Origin of the sequence: Burkholderia sp. Ax-1720, assembly GCF_011753035.1 — a bacterium.
Lineage (GTDB): Bacteria > Pseudomonadota > Gammaproteobacteria > Burkholderiales > Burkholderiaceae > Burkholderia > Burkholderia gladioli.
In genome coordinates this window covers 1-17,490 of sequence record NZ_VWWK01000148.1, presented here as the reverse complement: position 1 = coordinate 17,490, position 17,490 = coordinate 1, and the positions used below count along the sequence as shown (strand labels likewise).

Annotated in this window: 15 protein-coding genes; 5 read left to right on the top strand and 10 right to left on the bottom strand. The window is 69.2% G+C overall.

The features are described 5' to 3' along the window. A partial coding sequence (locus F3J18_RS28440; RefSeq protein ID WP_166915493.1) for a PLP-dependent aminotransferase family protein occupies positions 1-1,137 on the top strand: 1,137 nt, incomplete at its 5' end. An 11-nt stretch (positions 1,138-1,148) separates the two neighbouring features. Here the strand turns inward: F3J18_RS28440 and araH are convergent. The 7 genes from araH to F3J18_RS28405 form a co-directional block, all read right to left on the bottom strand. Continuing rightward, positions 1,149-2,153 carry an L-arabinose ABC transporter permease AraH gene (gene araH / locus F3J18_RS28435; protein WP_025098294.1) on the bottom strand — a complete coding sequence of 335 codons (1,005 nt, stop codon included), beginning with the start codon at positions 2,151-2,153 and terminating at the stop codon, positions 1,149-1,151. Between the two features lie 64 nt (positions 2,154-2,217). Then, entirely contained in the window at positions 2,218-3,756 is a 1,539-nt protein-coding gene (gene araG / locus F3J18_RS28430; protein WP_166915491.1) for an L-arabinose ABC transporter ATP-binding protein AraG, read from the bottom strand. 31 nt (positions 3,757-3,787) lie between these two features. Then, a complete protein-coding gene (locus tag F3J18_RS28425) occupies positions 3,788-4,792 on the bottom strand; it encodes an arabinose ABC transporter substrate-binding protein (RefSeq protein ID WP_166915489.1) in 1,005 nt (334 codons plus the stop codon). A 67-nt stretch (positions 4,793-4,859) separates the two neighbouring features. Further along, positions 4,860-5,789 (bottom strand): Gfo/Idh/MocA family oxidoreductase, encoded by a 930-nt coding sequence (locus F3J18_RS28420; protein ID WP_166915487.1) that lies wholly within the window; start codon positions 5,787-5,789, stop codon positions 4,860-4,862. 22 nt (positions 5,790-5,811) lie between these two features. Continuing rightward, positions 5,812-6,741: a dihydrodipicolinate synthase family protein gene (locus F3J18_RS28415; protein ID WP_166915485.1), complete on the bottom strand. Its 930-nt coding sequence runs from the start codon at positions 6,739-6,741 to the stop codon at positions 5,812-5,814. Positions 6,742-6,799: 58 nt separating this feature from the next. Next, positions 6,800-8,179 (bottom strand): MFS transporter, encoded by a 1,380-nt coding sequence (locus tag F3J18_RS28410; RefSeq protein ID WP_166915484.1) that lies wholly within the window; start codon positions 8,177-8,179, stop codon positions 6,800-6,802. Between the two features lie 266 nt (positions 8,180-8,445). Continuing rightward, on the bottom strand, positions 8,446-10,197 hold the full coding sequence (locus F3J18_RS28405; protein ID WP_025098300.1) for an IlvD/Edd family dehydratase: 1,752 nt from the start codon (positions 10,195-10,197) through the stop codon (positions 8,446-8,448). A 115-nt stretch (positions 10,198-10,312) separates the two neighbouring features. Between F3J18_RS28405 and F3J18_RS28400 the strand changes: the two genes are divergently transcribed. Together F3J18_RS28400 and F3J18_RS28395 are read left to right on the top strand one after the other, a co-directional pair. Next, positions 10,313-11,257 (top strand): LysR substrate-binding domain-containing protein, encoded by a 945-nt coding sequence (locus F3J18_RS28400; protein ID WP_105827459.1) that lies wholly within the window; start codon positions 10,313-10,315, stop codon positions 11,255-11,257. A gap of 232 nt (positions 11,258-11,489) precedes the next feature. Further along, a complete protein-coding gene (locus F3J18_RS28395; protein ID WP_166915482.1) occupies positions 11,490-12,227 on the top strand; it encodes a class I SAM-dependent methyltransferase in 738 nt (245 codons plus the stop codon). A gap of 8 nt (positions 12,228-12,235) precedes the next feature. Here F3J18_RS28395 and F3J18_RS28390 read toward each other — a convergent pair whose 3' ends face one another. Continuing rightward, on the bottom strand, positions 12,236-13,096 hold the full coding sequence (locus F3J18_RS28390; RefSeq protein WP_166915480.1) for a class I SAM-dependent methyltransferase: 861 nt from the start codon (positions 13,094-13,096) through the stop codon (positions 12,236-12,238). A 203-nt stretch (positions 13,097-13,299) separates the two neighbouring features. Here F3J18_RS28390 and F3J18_RS28385 point away from each other — a divergent pair, with 203 nt between their 5' ends. Then, positions 13,300-14,352, top strand: a complete 1,053-nt coding sequence (locus tag F3J18_RS28385) for a hypothetical protein (RefSeq protein WP_166915478.1) — start codon at positions 13,300-13,302, stop codon at positions 14,350-14,352. A 51-nt stretch (positions 14,353-14,403) separates the two neighbouring features. Here the strand turns inward: F3J18_RS28385 and F3J18_RS28380 are convergent, their stop codons facing one another. Continuing rightward, the gene (locus F3J18_RS28380) at positions 14,404-15,558 is read right to left on the bottom strand and encodes a branched-chain amino acid ABC transporter substrate-binding protein (protein WP_013690115.1); all 1,155 of its coding nucleotides are present in this window, start codon (positions 15,556-15,558) and stop codon (positions 14,404-14,406) included. 261 nt (positions 15,559-15,819) lie between these two features. Continuing rightward, positions 15,820-16,215: a lysozyme inhibitor LprI family protein gene (locus F3J18_RS28375; protein WP_166915476.1), complete on the bottom strand. Its 396-nt coding sequence runs from the start codon at positions 16,213-16,215 to the stop codon at positions 15,820-15,822. Positions 16,216-16,734: 519 nt separating this feature from the next. Here F3J18_RS28375 and F3J18_RS28370 point away from each other — a divergent pair. Further along, entirely contained in the window at positions 16,735-17,403 is a 669-nt protein-coding gene (locus tag F3J18_RS28370; protein WP_025098307.1) for a CDP-alcohol phosphatidyltransferase family protein, read from the top strand. Positions 17,404-17,490: the final 87 nt, after the last annotated feature.

The window sequence follows — 17,490 nt, the reverse complement described above, 5'->3', positions numbered from 1 at the left end:
CCCGATGCGCTGCCGCTGGCGGGCCTGTTCCGCGACTTCGGCGCGGCGCCGCTGGCGTTCCAGATGGGCGTGCCCTCGCAGGCCGAGTTCCCCTTCAAGCTGTGGTCGCGCGTGCTGACGCGCGGCGCGCGCCAGGCCGCGGCGGCGCCCGTCAGCTACCCGGATCCGCGCGGCGACCCGGCGCTGCGCAAGGAGATCGCGGCCTACCTGGGCGTTGCGCGCGGGCTGCGCTGCCAGCCCTCCCAGGTGCTGGTCACCACCGGCTTTTCCGGCGCGCTCGGGCTGGCGATCCGCGGGCTCGGCATCGAGGGCCGGCCGGCCTGGATCGAGGATCCCGGCTTTTCGCTCACGCGCATCGCGCTGGACCTGGCGGGGATGCAGACGCAGCCGGTGCCGGTGGATGCCGAGGGAATCGACGTGCAAGCCGGCATCGCGCTCGCGCCGCGCGCCGCCCTGGCGGTGGTCACGCCGGGCCAGCAGGCGCCGCTCGGCATGACGCTCTCGCTGCCCCGGCGGCTGGCCCTGCTCGCCTGGGCCCGGCGCAGCGGCGGCTGGATCGTCGAGGACGACTACCTGAGCGAGCTGCAACTGACGGGGCGCGCCGCCCCCGCCCTGGCCTCGCTCGACGAGCACGGCCGCGTGCTGCATATCGGCAGCTTCAGCAAGACCATCAGCCCGGCCTTGCGCCTGGGCTTCCTGGTGGTGCCGCTCGAGCTGGCGGCCCGCTTCGGCGAGATCGCGGCCTGCCTGGCGCCGGCCCCGGCGGCCTCGATCCAGCACGCGGTGGCCGAATTCCTGCGCGACGGCCACTATCTGCGCCATCTGCGCCGCATGAAGCGTCTCTATGCCGCGCAGCGGGAAGCCTTGCTGCGCCAGTTGCGGGCGGTGCCGGCGGACCTGATGTCGGTGCTGGCGGTGGCCGGCACGGCGGTGGTCACGCGCCTGCCCGATTCCGTGGTCGATACCGAGCTGGCGCTGCAGGCGCTGCCCTTCGGCATCGCGCCCACGCCGCTGTCGCCCTGGTACAGCCGGGCGCCGCGGCCGCAGGGCCTGCTGCTGAGCGTGACCAACCTCGACGAGGCGCGGCTGGCCAAGGACTGCCGGCGCCTCGTGCAACTGATCCGCGACGCGCGCTAGGCACGCGCGGCTCAGACCGCCCGCTTGCTGCGGCGGAACTGGTCGAACAGCACCGCCAGCAGCAGGATGCCGCCGCGGATCAGGTACTGGTAGAAGGTCGGCACGTTCATCAGGCTCATCGCGTCCTGCACCGCGCCCATGATCAGCACGCCCACCAGCACGCCGGCGATGGTGGCCACGCCGCCCGTCAGCGACACGCCGCCGAGCACGCAGGCCGAGATCACGCCGAGTTCGAGCCCGACCGAGGTCTTGGGGTCGCCCAGGCTCATGCGCGAGGCCAGCATCACGCCGGCGAAGCCGGTCACCAGGCCCTGCAGCACGAACACCGCGACCTTGATGCGGGTGACCGGCAGGCCGGCCAGCAGCGCGGCCTCGCTGTTGCCGCCGACCGCCAGCACGTTCTTGCCAAACACGGTCTTCTTGAGCAGGAAGCCGAACACCACGAAGCCGACGATGTTGCTCCAGATCGGGAACGAGATGCCGAGGAAGGCGCCGCTGCCGAGCTCGAAGAAACGCTCCTCGGAGATCATCACGGCATCGCCGTTCGAGGTCAGGAAGGCCAGGCCCCGCACCGCCTCCATCATGGCCAGCGTGGCGATCAGCGAATTGATCCGGAAGCGCGCGATCAGCACGCCGTTGACCAGGCCCACCGCGCCGCCGGCCAGGATGCCGGCCGCCACGCCGAGCAGCACGCTGTGCGAGGCGGTGATCACGGTGGAGGCCACCACGCCCGAGAAGGCGACGATCGAGGCCACCGACAGGTCCACCTCGCCGAGCGCGAGCACGAACATCATGGTCACCGCGATCGAGCCGATCAGCGTGACCGACAACAGCAGGCCCTGGATATTGCGGACCGTGAGGAAGTCCGGCACCGTCGCGGACAGCACCGCGAACAGCACCACGAACACCACCACGATGCCCGACTTGTTGATCATGTCCCACATCCGCGCGCGCGACGGCGTGATCGGCGCGGTGTCGTTGCTGGCGGGCGTTCCCTTCGGCATGGCTTGGTTCATCTCGGGTCCATCGGTTCGGTGCGGCGGCAGGCGCATCGGCGCTCGCCGGCCGCGGTGAGTCGGTTCAGCGCGGCAGCGCCAGCTTGATCAGTTGGTCGGGAGTGGCCTCGGCCTTCGGCACGATGCCGGCGATGCGCCCCTCGCGCATCACCACGATGCGGTCGGCCACGCCGATCACCTCGGCCAGGTCGCTCGACACCATCAGCACGGTGCGCCCCGCCTCGGCCAGGCCGTACAGCAGCGCGTAGATCTCGGCGCGCGCGCCCACGTCGATGCCGCGGGTGGGCTCGTCCATCAGGAACACCTCGATGCGCTCGGCCAGCCAGCGCGACAGGATCACCTTCTGCTGGTTGCCGCCCGACAGCGTGCCGATCGCGGTATCGCCGTCGCGGGTCTTGATCGCCAGCTTCTCGATGTAGTCGCGCGCCAGCGTGCGCTCGCGCTTCTCGTCGAGCAGGAAGCGCGCCGGGCTGAAGTGGCGGCGGGCGCTGATGTTGAGGTTGTCGGCCACCGAGGCGATCGCCACGATGCCTTCCTGCTTGCGGTCCTCGGGGCACAGCGCGACGCCGGCCCGCACCGCGTCGCGCGGGCTGGCGAAGGCCACGCGGCGGCCGGCCAGCTCGACATGGCCGGCGCTGGCACGGGTGGCGCCGTAGATCAGCTTCATCAGCTCGGAGCGGCCGGCGCCCACCAGGCCGAAGAAGCCCAGGATCTCGCCGCGCCGCGCCGCGAACGAGACCGGCTCGGCCAGCCCCGGCCCGAGCAGCGCCTTGGCCTCCAGCAGCACCTCGCCGGCCTCGCGCGGCCGGTAGCCGTAGACGTCGGCGATCGAGCGGCCGACCATCGCCGCGATCAGGCGGTTGCGGTCGAGCTCGGCCACCGACTCGAAGGTCTCGATATGCCGGCCGTCGCGAAACACCGTGACGCGGTCGCACAGCGTGTAGACCTCGTCCATCCGGTGCGTGACGTAGATGATCGCGCGGCCGTCGGCGCGCAGCGCGTCGATGATGCGGAACAGGTTCTCGGTCTCGCGCGCGGACAGCGAGCTGGTCGGCTCGTCGAAGGCGATCACGCGCGCGTCGCGCATCAGCGCCTTGCCGATCTCGATCATCTGGCGCTGGCCGATCGACAACTCCTTGACCGGCGTGCGCGGGTCGATGCGCTCGCCCAGGCGCTGCAGCGCCTCGGTGGCACGCCGCACCAGGCCCCGCTCGTCGAGCACGCCGAAGCGGTTCGGCAACTGGCCGAGCATCAGGTTGTCGGCCACCGTCAGCTCGGGCACCAGGTGCAGCTCCTGGTAGATGATCGCCACACCCGCGTCGATCGCCGCGCGCGTGCCGGCGAAGCGCTGCTCGACGCCGCCCAGCCGCAGCCGGCCCTGCTGCGGCTGGTTCACGCCCGAGAGCACCTTCAGCAGGGTCGACTTGCCCGCGCCGTTCTCGCCCATCAGGCCGTGCACCTCGCCGGCGCGCACCGACAGCGACACGCCGTCGAGCGCGCGCACGCCCGGAAAGCTCATGCCGATGCCGTCCAGCTCGAGCCAGGCGGCAGGCGCGCCGCCCGGTTCGGGCGAGCGCTCGAGGGTGCCCAGGGTATCGCTCATCGGTTCCGTCTCCCGCTCGCTCATGCCCGCCTCAGATACCCAGCTCGGCACGCACGGCCTGCCAGTTCTCGCGCGTCATCAGCTTGCCGGTGGTCTGCGTGTCGGCGGGCGGCTGCTTGCCCGAGCGGATCCAGTCGATCAGGTTCTGCGCGCTGTCCTTGCCGTGGTTGGTCGAGCTGACCGCGATGGTGCCGTAGAAGCCGGTCGGCTGCTTCTTCTGGAACTCGGCGAAGGCCTCGCCGGCGCCGTTGATGCCCACCCCGATCACGTCCGCGGACGGCAGGTGCAGCTGCTCGGTGGCGCGCACCGCGCCCAGCACGCTTTCCTCGTTGAGCGCGAACACCACCCACTTCTTGATGTTGGGATGCTGGGCCAGCACCGGCGAGGCCGCGTTGAAGCCGCCTTCGTCGTCGGTGGTCTTCTGCGGCGCGTCGAAGATGTTCTCCTTCTTGAAGCCGCCGGCCAGCAGCGACTGCGTGGCGCCGTCGGTGCGCAGCTTGGCGGTCGGCAGCTCGTAGTCGGTGATGCGCAGCGCGCCGACTTCCTCGGGCTTCCAGCCGCGCTTCTTCATCTCGTCGGTGATTGCCTGGCCGACCTGGTTGCCGATCTTGAAGGCCGACATGCCCAGGTGCGGCACGCCCGCCAGCGGCTTGCCGGAGGAATCCACCAACTGGTCGTCGACGGTCACGAACTTCATGTTGTAGTGCTTGGCGCGCTGCTGGATCGCCGGCCCCAGGCGCACGTCGGGCGCGCAGATCACGAAGCCCTGCGCGCCTTGCGCGCCGAGGTTGTCGATCGCGGCCAGCACCTTCTCGCCGTCGGGCGTGCCGATGTTGACCACCGAGAAGTTCTCCTTCTGGCCGAGCGCCGTGGCGGCCTTCTGCTCGTTGATGAACCAGGCCTGCTCGGGCATCTTCACCAGGAAACCGATCTTGGCGGGCGTGTCGGCGCCGGCAGGCAGCGCAGCGCCGAACGAGGCCAGGCACAGGCCGGCCAGGACGGCGCGCAGGGTGGTACGGCGGGTGAATCCGGTCATCTTGCTGTCTCCTCTGATATTGGCGATGGCCTCTTGATGGCGCTTGCCGGTATGGATTGGGTTCAGTTCAGCGGCCGAAGGGCTCGACCTCGACATGGCGGCCGAGCAGGAAGGCGTCGGCCACCAGCCGCAGCGGGCTCAGGTCGACCTCGTCGGTGCCGTGCGCGATCAGCCAGTGGAAGCGCTCGTAGAGCGTCGCGTATTCGCGCTCGGGCGCGAGCGTCACGGGCCGGCCAGCGATGGTCAGGCGCTTGCCGCCCTCGGCGACCTGCAGCAGGCCGCCGTCGGTCTCGACCACGATCTCCCATTGCTCGACCGGGCCGTGCCGCCAGTCGAACTCGGCGCGCACCGGGGCACCGGCCGCGTCGATGCAGTCGAGCTCGGCCGCGATCGGGGTGGCGCAATCGGCGGGCACGTGCAGCGTGGCCGCGCGCAGCAGCAGCTCGTGCGGCAGGATCCGCGTGACGATCGACAGCGCGTTGATGCCGGGATCGAACACGCCGAGCCCGCCCGGCTCCCAGATCCATTGCTGCCCCGGATGCCAGTGCCGCACGTCCTCCTTCCAGCGCACCTGCACGGCGCGCACCACGCGCGTGGCGAGCCAGTCGCGCGCCGGCTCCACGGCGCTGGCGCAGCGCGAATGCCAGGTGGCGAACAGCGTGCGGCCCTGGCGCTTCGCCAGCGCGTGCAGCGCCTCCACCTCGCTGATGCTCGCGCCGGGCGGCTTTTCCAGCATCACGTGCTTGCCGGCCAGCAGCGCCGCGCGCGCCTGCGCGTAGCGCACCTGCGGCGGCGCGCAGAGAGAGACGGCGTCGAGCTCGGGCTCGGCGGCCAGCAGCGCGTCGATATCGGGGTAGTTGCGGACCTGCTCGACGTGGGCGTTGCGGCTGGCGCTGGCGACCAGCGCGAAACCGTCGTTGCCGGCGATGGCGGGCAGGTGCTGGTCGCGCGCGATCTTGCCGACGCCGACGATGCCGAGGGTATAGGTAGCGTTCATGCTTGCTCGATCTCCTCGCGGCTCAATGGCCCCAGCGCAGCACCAGCGGATCGAGCCGGCGCGCGATCGCGACCAGCTCGGCGCGGGTCTCGGGCTGCATGGCGGGCAGCGGATGGCGCGGCAGCTCGCAGTCGATCACGCCGCCCTCCTTCATCAACGCCTTGCAGGCCAGCAGGCCCGCCTGGCGGTTCTCGTGGTTGATCAGCGGCAGCCAGCGCTGGTAGGCGGCGAAGGCCTCGTCGAGGCGCCCCTCGCGATGCGCGTCGACGATGGTGCGGATCCCGTCGGGGAAACCGCCGCCCGTCATCGAGCCGGTCGCGCCGGCGTTCAGGTCGGCCAGCAGGGTGATGCCCTCCTCGCCGTCCCAGGGGCCTTGCGCCGCGTCGCCGGCCAGGCGGATCAGCTCGCGCAGCTTGTTGGCGGCGCCCGGCGTCTCGATCTTGAAATAGGACACCTGCTCGATCTCGCGCGCCATGCGCGCCAGGAACGGCGCCGACAGCACGGTGCCGCTGGCCGGCGCGTCCTGGATCATGATCGGAATGTCGATCGCGTCGGACACGCGCGCGTAGAACTCGTGGATCTGCGTCTCGGGCACGCGGAAGGTGGCGCCGTGATACGGCGGCATGATCATCACCATCGCCGCGCCCTGCTCCTGCGCGCGCCGGCTGCGCGCCGCGCACAGCCGCGTGCCGTAATGCGTGGTGGTGACGATCACCGGCACGCGGCCGGCCACGTGCTCGAGCACGGTGCGCGTGAGGATCTCGCGCTCCTCGTCGGACAGCGAGAACTGCTCCGAGAAGTTGGCGAGGATGCACAGGCCGTCCGAGCCCGCGTCGATCATGAAGTCGACGGCGCGCTTCTGGCTGGCCAGGTCGAGTTCGCCGGTATCGCTGAAGGTGGTCGGCACCACGGGGAACACACCGCGGTAGCGAGGGGGACGGCTTGAAGTCATGGCATCGGTCCTGCTTCGGTTGTCGGTTGAGTCGCGCGGCACGCGCCGCGCGGGCACGTCAGGATTCTTGATGGGCGAGCGCATCGCCCGCCAGCGCCCCGGCCGGTGTGCTCGCGCGCAAGGCGGCGCGCACCGCGAAGGCCATCAGCACGGCCACCAGCAGGGTGGCCGCGAGGAAGTACAGGCCGGCGGCCAGGCTGCCGGTGGCGTCCTTGATCAGGCCGACGCTGTAGGGGCCGAAGTAGCCGCCGAGGTTCGCGATCGAGTTGATGGTCGCGATCCCCACCGCCGCGCTCGGCCCGCTCAGGAACTGCCCCGGCAGCGCCCAGACCACGGCCTGGATCGAATAGACCGCGGAGGCCGTCAGGCTGATGAACAGCAATTGCAGCGCGGGAGCGCGGAACCAGGCACTGGCCGCCATCGCCAGCGCGCCGAAGGCGGTGACCGCCACGATGTGCCAGTGACGCTCGCGATGCCGGTCGGAATGGCGCGGCACGATCAGCAGCCCGATCACGGCGCAGATGTAGGGCACGGCCGAGATCAGGCCCGCCGTCGAATCGCTCACGCCGAAGGCCTTGATGATGGTGGGCAGCCACAGCGACAGGCCGTAGATGCTAATCGGGAACGGCAGGTAGAGCAGCGCCATCAGCAGCACGCGGCGGTCCTTGAGCGCCGCGAACGGGCTCAGGTGCGGATCGAGCGCGTAGCGGCCGCGATCGGCGGCCAGCGCCTGCTCGATCCAGCGCCGATCGGGTTCGGCCAGCCAGCGCGCCTGGGCGGGCGTGTCGGGCAGCACGCGCAGGGTCGGCCAGCACAGCAGCACGGCCGGCAGCCCGCTCAGGATGAACAGCATCTGCCAGTTCGCGAGCCCGGCCACGCCGTGCATCTCCAGCACCAGGCCCGAGATCGGCCCGGTGATGATGCCGGCGATCGGCTGGGCCAGCACCAGCAGGCCGATCACGCGCGCGCGGTGGCGCATCGGGAACCAGTGGGTGAGGAAGTACAGGATGCCGGGATAGAGCCCGGCCTCGGCCGCACCGAGCAGGAAGCGCAGCGTGTAGAAACCGTTCGGCCCCGTGACGAAGGCGGTCGCCATGGTGATGGCGCCCCAGGTGAACAGGATCCGCGCGAACCAGATGCGCGCGCCGAAGCGCGACAGCGCCAGGTTGCTCGGCACCTCGCAGAGGAAGTAGCCGATGAAGAACAGGCCCGCGCCCAGGCCGTAGGCGGCGTCGCTCAGGCCGATCGCGGCGTTCATGTGCAGCTTCGCGAAGCCGACCACGGTGCGATCGATATAGGCCACCACGTAGATCAGCGCGAGGAACGGCAGGAGCCGGCGCGCGACCAGGCCGACCACGCGTGTCTCCTCGCCGTCGGCCGCCGGATCGGTTGCGCGTGCACCGGTCTCGCCGGAACGCGCTGCCTGCGATTTCGTCATTGCGTCTCCTTCCACCATGTCGTCTGCCCGCGTCGTGCAGCGGCGCCCGGCGGGCACGCTCGCGCGGATCTCTTCGGGCGCCGTTCGATGGCGCCTTGCCCGCTGCCGCCGGGCGTATTCGCGAAGCGGGCCCGGCGGCCCTGGCCGGCCCGGCGATCGCCTCGCGCCCTCACGGCCCCCTCGTCCCTGTCGGCCGCCGGGCCGCTTCGTGGGCGCGGCCCGGTCATGCGACGTGCCGGCCCGGGGCCGGCCTCGCGACTTCAGTTTCAGTGCGAGTGGCGCGGCACCTCGGCGCCCCGCATGCCGACCAGGAAGTCCAGGTCGCAACCCTCGTCGGCCTGCAGCACGTGGTCGACATAGAGCCGCGCATAGCCGCCGCGGCCCTGCTGCTCGGCCACGCCCGGCGCGGCGGTCGGATCGACGTCGGACAGGCGCCGCTGCAGTTCCTCGTCGCTGATGTCGAGATGCAGGCGGCCGGCCTCGCAGTCGAGCTCGATCCAGTCGCCGTTGCGCACGGCCGCCAGCGGGCCGCCCGCGGCGGCCTCGGGCGCCACGTGCAGCACCACCGTGCCGTAGGCGGTGCCGCTCATGCGCGCGTCGGAGATCCGCACCATGTCCTTCACGCCCTGGCGCAGCAGCTTGGGCGGCAGGCCCATGTTGCCGACCTCGGCCATGCCCGGGTAACCGCGCGGCCCGCAGTTCTTCATCACCAGCACCGAGTCCTTGTCGACCTCCAGCGCCTCGTCGTTGATGGCGGCCTTGTAGTGGTCGAAGTTCTCGAACACCACCGCGCGGCCGCGATGGCGCAGCAGCTCGGGGGTGGCCGCCGAGGGCTTCAGCACCGCGCCGCGCGGCGCGAGATTGCCGCGCAGGATGCAGATCCCGCCGTCGGCGATCAGCGGCCTGTCGAGCGGGCGGATCACTTCCTCGTCGTGGTTCGGCGCCTCGCGCACGTTGTCCCACAGCGAACGGCCGTTGACGGTCAGCGCATCCGGATGCGGCAGCAGCCCGGCCTCGCCGAGCCGGCGCAGCACCGCCGGCAGCCCGCCCGCGTAATAGAACTCCTCCATCAGGAAGCGGCCCGAGGGCTGCAGGTCGACCAGGGTCGGCGTATCGCGGCCGATCCGCATCCAGTCCTCGAGCTCGAGCGGCACGCCGATGCGGCCGGCGATCGCCTTCAGGTGGATCACCGCGTTGGTCGAGCCGCCGATCGCGGCATTGGTGCGGATCGCGTTCTCGAAGGCCGCGCGCGTCAGCACCTTCGACAGTTTCAGGTCCTCCAGCGCCATCTGCACGATGCGGATGCCCGACATGTGGGCCAGCACGTAACGGCGCGCGTCGACCGCGGGAATCGCCGCGTTGTGCGGCAGCGCCACGCCGAGCGCCTCGGCCATGCAGGCCATCGTCGAGGCGGTGCCCATGGTGTTGCAGGTGCCGGCCGAGCGCGACATGCCGGCCTCGGCCGAGAGGAAACGGTGCAGGTCGATCTCGCCGGCCTTGAGCGCCTCGTGCAGCCGCCAGACCGCCGTGCCCGAGCCGATGTCCTTGCCCTCCAGCTTGCCGTTGAGCATCGGCCCGCCGCTCACCACGATGGCCGGCACGTCGCAACTGGCCGCGCCCATCAGCAGCGCCGGCGTGGTCTTGTCGCAACCGGCCAGCAGCACCACCGCGTCGATCGGGTTGCCGCGGATCGCCTCCTCCACGTCCATGCTGGCGAGGTTGCGCGTGAGCATCGCGGTGGGCCGCAGGTTCGATTCGCCGTTGGAGAACACCGGGAATTCCACCGGGAAGCCGCCCGCCTCGTGGATGCCGCGCTTGACGTGCTCGGCGAGCTTGCGGAAATGCGCGTTGCAGGGCGTCAGCTCGGACCAGGTATTGCAGATGCCGATGATCGGCCGGCCGTCGAACTCGTGATCGGGAATACCCTGGTTCTTCATCCAGCTTCGGTACATGAAGCCGTTCTTGTCCGCGGGACCGAACCAGTGTTGGGAGCGCAGCTTGGGTTTGGAGTCCGACATGCTCGTATGTGGGTAGCAGGATTTGCGAGCAGTCTAGTCAGATCGTTGATAACCTACTAATGAAAAATCGGACGTCTCCGATACACGTTTCCATATCCTCGTAAACACTGAACCGATGCTCGACGCGAACCCCTGGTACGTGCGCACGCGGCTGAAAACCAGGCAGTTGCTGCTGGTCGTCGCGCTCGCGGAGGAAGGCAATATCCATCGCGCGGCGGCGGTGCTGAACATGACCCAGCCGGCCGCCTCCAAGCTGCTGCGCGAGCTCGAGGACATGCTCGGCACGGTGCTGTTCGAGCGCATGCCGCGCGGCGTGAAACCCACGCTCTACGGCGACGCGCTGATCCGCCATGCGCGCGCCGTGCTCGGCAGCCTCGAGCAGGCGCAGGAGGAGCTCGATGCGCTCAAGGCCGGCCATCTCGGCCATGTCGCGATCGGCACCATCACCTCGCCCGGCGTGCGCCTGCTGCCGGCCGCGATCGCCGCGGTCAAGAAGCAGCATCCGGCGATGCGGATCTCGGTCGAGATCGAGACCAGCAACGTGCTGCTCGAACGGCTCGCGCAGGACAAGCTCGATATCGTGGTCGGCCGGCTGTCGGCCGAGCACGACAAGCTGCCGCTGCGCTACGAGACTCTCGCCGACGAATTCGTCCACGCGGTGGTGCGCCAGGGCCATCCGCTGCTGGGCGGGCCCGCGCTGACGCTGGCCGAGGTGCGCGAGGCCAACTGGGTGGTGCCGCCCGCCGGCAGCGTGCTGCGCCACCGCTTCGAGCGCATGTTCCAGCGCGCCAGCCTGGCGCCGCCGGCGCGCATCGTGGAGACCGCCGCCCTGCTGTTCATCACGCGGCTGCTGGAAGAGAGCGACATGATCGCGGTGCTGGCCGCCGACGTCGCGCAGTATTACGCGGCGCATCGCGTGGTCGAGATCCTGCCGCTGGCGATGCAGTGCCAGATGGACGACTACGGGCTCATCACGCGCTCGGACCGGCTGCCCACGCCGGCCGCCGCGATCGTCACCGATGCATTGCGCGCCGCGGGCGGCCTGTTGTCCGGGAATTGAGGGACAGGCGTGCAAGGGGCGGCGCCAAGCGGCCGCTTCGACGCATCGGGGGCTCGCGCGGCACGCCCGTTACGCGCTAGGATCGTCGAATTCGTTCATGACAACCGCCGTCGCGCATGCCGCGCGCGCCGGGCCCCGCATGACGCCGGCCTGCCGCCTCGCGGCGCGAGGGCGCGGCGTGCCCGGGCCTCGCGCCGCCGGCTGTCGACCACGGCACTGAGAGAGCGCATCGATGACCCAGAACATCTACGACGATCCGACGTTCTTCGACAACTACGCGAAGCTCAAGCGCTCGGTCGAGGGCCTCGGCGGCGCGCCGGAATGGCCGGCCCTGCGCGCGCTGCTGCCCGAGCCGCGCGGCTTGCGCATCGCCGATCTCGGCTGCGGCTACGGCTGGTTCTGCCGCTGGGCCGCCGAGCACGAGGCGGCCAGCGTGCTGGGCCTCGATGTTTCCGAGCGGATGCTGGAGCGCGCCCGGGCCGACACCGCCAACCCGCGCATCGCCTACCGGCGCGCCGACCTCGAACGGCTCGACCTGCCGGCCGCCGCCTTCGACCTGGTCTACAGCTCGCTGGCCTTCCACTACATCGAGAACCTGCCGGGGCTGTTCGCGGCGATCCATCGCGCGCTGGTGCCGGGCGGACGGCTGGTGTTCTCGATCGAGCACCCGATCCTGACCGCGCCGAGCCGGCAGGGCTTTCGCACCGATGCCGAGGGCTGGCGCCATTGGCCGCTGGACGGTTACCAGAACGAAGGCCCGCGCGTGACCGACTGGCTCGCCGAGGGCGTGGTCAAGCAGCACCGCACCATCGGCACCCTGCTCAACCTGCTGATCGAATCGGGCTTCGCGCTCGCGCACCTGGACGAATGGGGGCCGTCGCCGGCCCAGGTCGAGGCGCAGCCGGCGCTGGCCGAGGAACGCGAGCGGCCGATGATGATGCTGGTGTCGGCGCGGCGCGGGGCACGCTGAATGCGCGTTCAGCGGATCGCGACCAGCAGTTCCTCGGCGTTGTCGGGCGGGCGCAGGCCGTCCTCGCGCGTGGAGAAATAGCGCAGCGCGAGTTCGCTCGCCGGGACATGGCGGGCTTCGCCGAAGCCGGCCTCGCGAGCCTTCGCGCGAATCTCCTCGGGGGTATGGAAGCTGATGAAGGGCGTGCCGCTGGCGCGGGCGCCCTTTTCCGCCATTTCCAGCGCGGGGCGCACGGCCGGATCGGCCAGGTGCAACGGCAGCAGGAAGCTCATCACGAGGCTGGAACCCGGCGCGAGCGCGGCGACCTCGGCCAGCGTGGCGCGGTTCGCCTCGTCGCTGAGGTACATGCTGACGCCGGTGGAGACCACCACCGCGGGTTTGCCGGCGTCGAAGCCGGTCGCCGCGAGCGCCTCGCGCCAGCTCGCGCCCGCCTCGAAATCGACGGGGACCAGGCGCAGCGAATCGGGAATGCCGAAACCGAGTTCGACCAGTCGCGCGCGCTTCCAGGCCTGCGGCCCGGGGCGATCGATCTCGAACACGCGCAGGCGCGCCGCGAGATCCGGGCGGCGCTGCACGAAGCTGTCGAGGCCCGCGCCGAGAATCACGTACTGATCGACGCCGCGCGCAAGCTGCTCGGCCACCCAGTCCTCGATGAATCTCGCCCGCGCGACGATCGCGGCGCGAAACGGCCGCGTGAAGGCGAGATCCATGTCGCCGCGGCTGCGCCAGTCGTCACCGGGCGCGAGCAGTTGCAGGCCGATCGGGTCGTCGAGCACGTGCGGCGGCGGGTCGGCTTCGACGTGCAAGGCGCGCCAGAGGGCGACGCGCGCGGCGGTGCTGTCGGGGGCGGGGGTGGTGGGTTCGGTCATGGCGGAAAGCGCGAATGCATCCTCACGCGCATCGGGATGAGAAGCTCACATGATAGGCGTCGCCATGCCGCTTACATCGAGTTTCGATCGGAATTCGTATCGACCGGCATTCCGATCAGGCAGAATTCATTCCGCGGCGAATTGAAATCCCTTAATATCGGCAAAAATCAAAAACAGCATAATTTCCTCGGGGAATAAACTTGGTGAGCTATCTGACTCTGCTGCACGCGAATGGCGGAAAGTTGCACAAAGATTTCGACGACATTGCAATAAAATCGATGTCCGATGCCTATCGCCGCGCGAAGCCAAGCGGGAAACCTCCAGAAGAACCGGATTTCATCGCCAGCCTGGTCAAGCACGGCGTGCCCCTGATCAAGACCGCGCTCGACGCCGTATTCGCGGGCTCAGGCATTCAGATCGCCACCTCGGGCGTGTTCTGCCATCAGTCGCCGATGGTGAAATTCACCGCCCCCACGCCCAAGGCCCGCTGCGAACTGGGCGATATCCTGTTCGTGCACATCCACCAGGGAACATCAGGCAGCGTGCAGCGCAATGCCCTGTTGCTGCAGGCGAAAATGACGGATCCATCGGCGCCGCGCCTGACCGTCCCGACAAGCGAACAGCATCAGTTGTTCCTTTATCAGCATTGGCCGACCTTCACATACGACATGAAGAACGGCGGCACGCTTCATGGCAAATCCAGGACGGTCACGCCGCATAATCGACATGCCGGCGCGCAGTATCTGCTGGTCGATTCCGACCCGGTCTTCTCACATTCGCCGGCGCCATTCAAGCAATATCCGATGGCGGTATGGATGGCCGAGTCACCACTCTTTACGATCGTCTCGCTCGGCGAAACCCTGCTCGAATTCCTGGCGATGTCCAATGGCAGGCAATTCGGTACCCGAACCGGCGCGAGAGGCTGGTCGCACATGATCTGGGACCTGATCGACAACGGCCTGAAAAAAGGCTTCACCAGAACCAGAACGGCGCACGATCCCAAGACGAGTTCGCGCTTCGAGGGCGACTCGATTCCGGCTTACGCCTGCTTCTGCGCCGGTTATGGCCAGGCGGGCCACTCGATTCTCGACGAGGTGCTCGGCGCATCGGCCTGCAAGCTGTTGCGCAGCAGCGGAGATGGCACCGTTCCGCCCGAACTGCTGCCGCCGTCGGAGACGGACGATCCTTCGGGCGGCATCAGCCTGATCGTCATCGAGACCTCGGAATCCGAACGCCGCGAGACATACGCCGAGTAAAGGTAAAGCCGCATGCCCGTCCCGGCCGCACGGCCGGAACGGGCATCCTTCTTACATCTTCACTTCATCCACGAAGGACTTCTTGCCCGACTTGTAGCCGTACAGCGAGATCACGCCGTGCTTCAGGTCGCCCTTGGCATCGAACACGGTCTCGCCGATCACGCCCTTGTAGTCGGTGGTGGGCATCTGCGCCAGGATCTTGGCCGGATCGACCGAGTTCGCGCGCTTCATCGCGTCGACGATGATGTACACCGAGTCATAGGCGAACGGCGCGTCGAACTTGATGATCTGGCCGAAACGCTTCTGGTACTTGGCCTGGAATTCGGCGCCGCCCGGCATCTTCTCGAGCGCCGCGCCCGGCTGCGAGCAGACCACGTTGTCGGCGGCGGCGCCGGCCAGGTCGGAAAGCTGCTCGGTGCACACGCCGTCGCCCGCGAACAGCTTGGCGCGCAGGCCGAGCTGCTTGGCCTGCTTGGCCAGCGGGCCGCCGGTGGCATCCATGCCGCCGTACATGATCGCGTCCGGGTTTTCGCCCTTGATCTTGGTCAGGATCGCGCGGAAGTCGACGGCCTTGTCGTTGGTCGCGTCATGCGAGACCACCTTCAGGCCCAGCGCCTTCGCCTTCTTCTCGAACTCGTTGGCCAGGCCCTGGCCGTAGGCGGTCGAATCGTCGATCACGGCCACCGTCTTGACGCCGGCCTTCTGCGCGTAGGCGGCCAGCGCCGGGCCCTGCTGCGCGTCGGTCGCGACCACCCGGTAGGTGGTCTTGAAGCCCTGCTGCGTGTAGGCCGGGTTGGTGGCCGAGGGCGAGATCTGCAGGATGCCGGCATCGCTGTAGATCTTCGAGGCCGGGATCGAGGTGCCCGAGTTCAGGTGGCCGACCACGGCGACGACCTTGTCGTCGACCAGCTTCTGCGCGACCTGGGTGGCGGTGCGCGGGTCGGCCGCGTCGTCCTGGCCATCCAGTTGCAGCGTGATCTTCTGGCCGCCGATGGTCAGGCCCTTCGTGTTGATCTCCTCGATCGCCAGACGGGCACCGTTCTCGTTGTCCTTGCCGAGGTGCGAGATGCCGCCCGTCAGCGGCTCGACGCTGCCGATCTTCACGATCTGGTCCGCCATCGCGTTGCCGGCGGCCGCCAGGGCAAACAGCGCGGCGGCGCCGATCACGATTTTCTTGCGCGTGTCGATCGTGTGGTTCTGCTTCATGGATTTGCTCCTCCAGTGGAATAGGAATGAAACGCGGTGTCGCGCGCCGGGCGGCGGCGCCGGGCTCGGCCCGAGCCGATCGGCCAGCCGCTGCCGGAGCGCGCGACGGCACCCGCGAATCCGGCCGATGGGCGAGACCATCGGGGACGGATCCACGGGGTTCGACAGTCTACTTTGATCAGACGAAAATCGGCGCTGTATCTGCAGCTTTCTGCGCGGCGGGCGACGCGGATTCGCCCGGGCAGGCGCGCCGGATCGGCCTCAGTTGGAGCAGGAAATATCGCCTTCCTGGCAATGGAGATGGCTGTCGAGCAGCTTGGTCTGGGCCTGGGTGAGCTGGTCCAGGCACTGGCTCGTGACCATCGGCGCGGCGCTGCCGCCGTCAACGCCGCTCGCCTCGAAGGCGCATTGGGCGTCGCGCCAGGCCAGCCAGCGGCGCTGCGCTTCCTTCAGCCGGGTCTTGCCCGGTTCGCCGAGCTTGGCGACCAGGGCGCGGTAGGTGCTGTTCAGCGCCGCGTCCGATTGCTTGTAGGCGCCGGCCGCGCAGGCGTTCATCGCCGCTTGCGTGGTGGCCTTGTCCATGCAGCTGGGCTGGGCGGCGAAAACCGACGAACTGGCCAGCAGCAGCGCGCATGCGCTCGTTTTCAGGATGTTCATGATCTACCCGGGAATTGAATTGGATTGAAATGGATTGAGGTCGGAATCGTCTGGACGGCGCCATCGGCACGTCCGCTCCGCCAGCAAAGAACAGGCGGCGGCCGTCGATTATTCCGGGACGGATGGGCCGGCGGCCCGACGCCCTGCACCGCCAGGCGAACCGAATCAATCGGTACGCGAACCGGGCGTTCCGCCGGGCACCCGGGACTGGGATCCGCGCAACATTTCCGAGGCGCCCACAAATCGGTCGTATCCAGATGAATACAGCCGATTCAGCTCCCGCCACGAGCCTGTAGAATCGCGCCTCGAGCCAATCCCGACAAGGCGCCGACGGCATCCGCGGAGGCGCTCGACACGGCCTCGACGCCAAGAAACGCGACTAAACGCCTCAAAATCCATCGTGCGCTTCCGGTCACCCAGGCGCGCCGGGCATTTTGGTCGAACCCGGTTTCGACATCCCCGTGTCAAAATTGAGTCTTGGAAAAAGCAAATCGTTACAAATCCGTATAACATCCGCCGATGGACCAAAGAAAACTCATCGCGCCGCCGCCGCCCCGCACCTGGGATGCGCGGCTCGCGCGCCGGCTCGTCACGCCGCTCGTCGATACCCCCGTCACCCCGAACCACCTGACCACGCTGCGCCTGCTGATCGGCCTGGCGGGCGCCGTGTGCCTCGCGCAGGGCGGTTTCGGCTGGATCAACGCCGGGGCCTTCCTGATCGTGCTGTCGAACTTCGTCGACCACACCGACGGCGAACTGGCGCGCATCAGCGGCAAGACCAGCAAGATCGGCCATTTCTACGATCTGGCCAGCGACGCGGTGATCACCGTGGCGCTGTTCGTCTGCATGGGCGCGGGCATCGTCGCCCAGGGCGGCCACATGTTCGCCTCGCCGGTGCTGCTCGGCACCGTGGCGGGCGCGGCCGTCGCGCTGATCTTCTTCCTGCGCATGCGGATCGAATCCCTTGCCGGCAAGGCCGGCACCAAGCAGGCGTCGGTGGGCGGCTTCGAGACCGAGGACGTGCTTTACCTGCTGCCGATCGTGACCCTGCTCGACGGCGTCGAGCGCTTCGTGCTGGCCGCCGCGATCGGCGCGCCGCTGTTCGCCGCCTGGGTCGTGATCGACTACTGGCGCGTCGTGCGCCGCGGCAGCGCCCCGGCAGCCAACCCCACCCAGCCCCAGCCATGAGTACCCAGATCGATGCCGGCCTCGCGCCGCGCGCCCCGGCGGCGGCCCCGGCCGCGACTCCCGCGCCCGACGCCGAGCGCGCCGTCG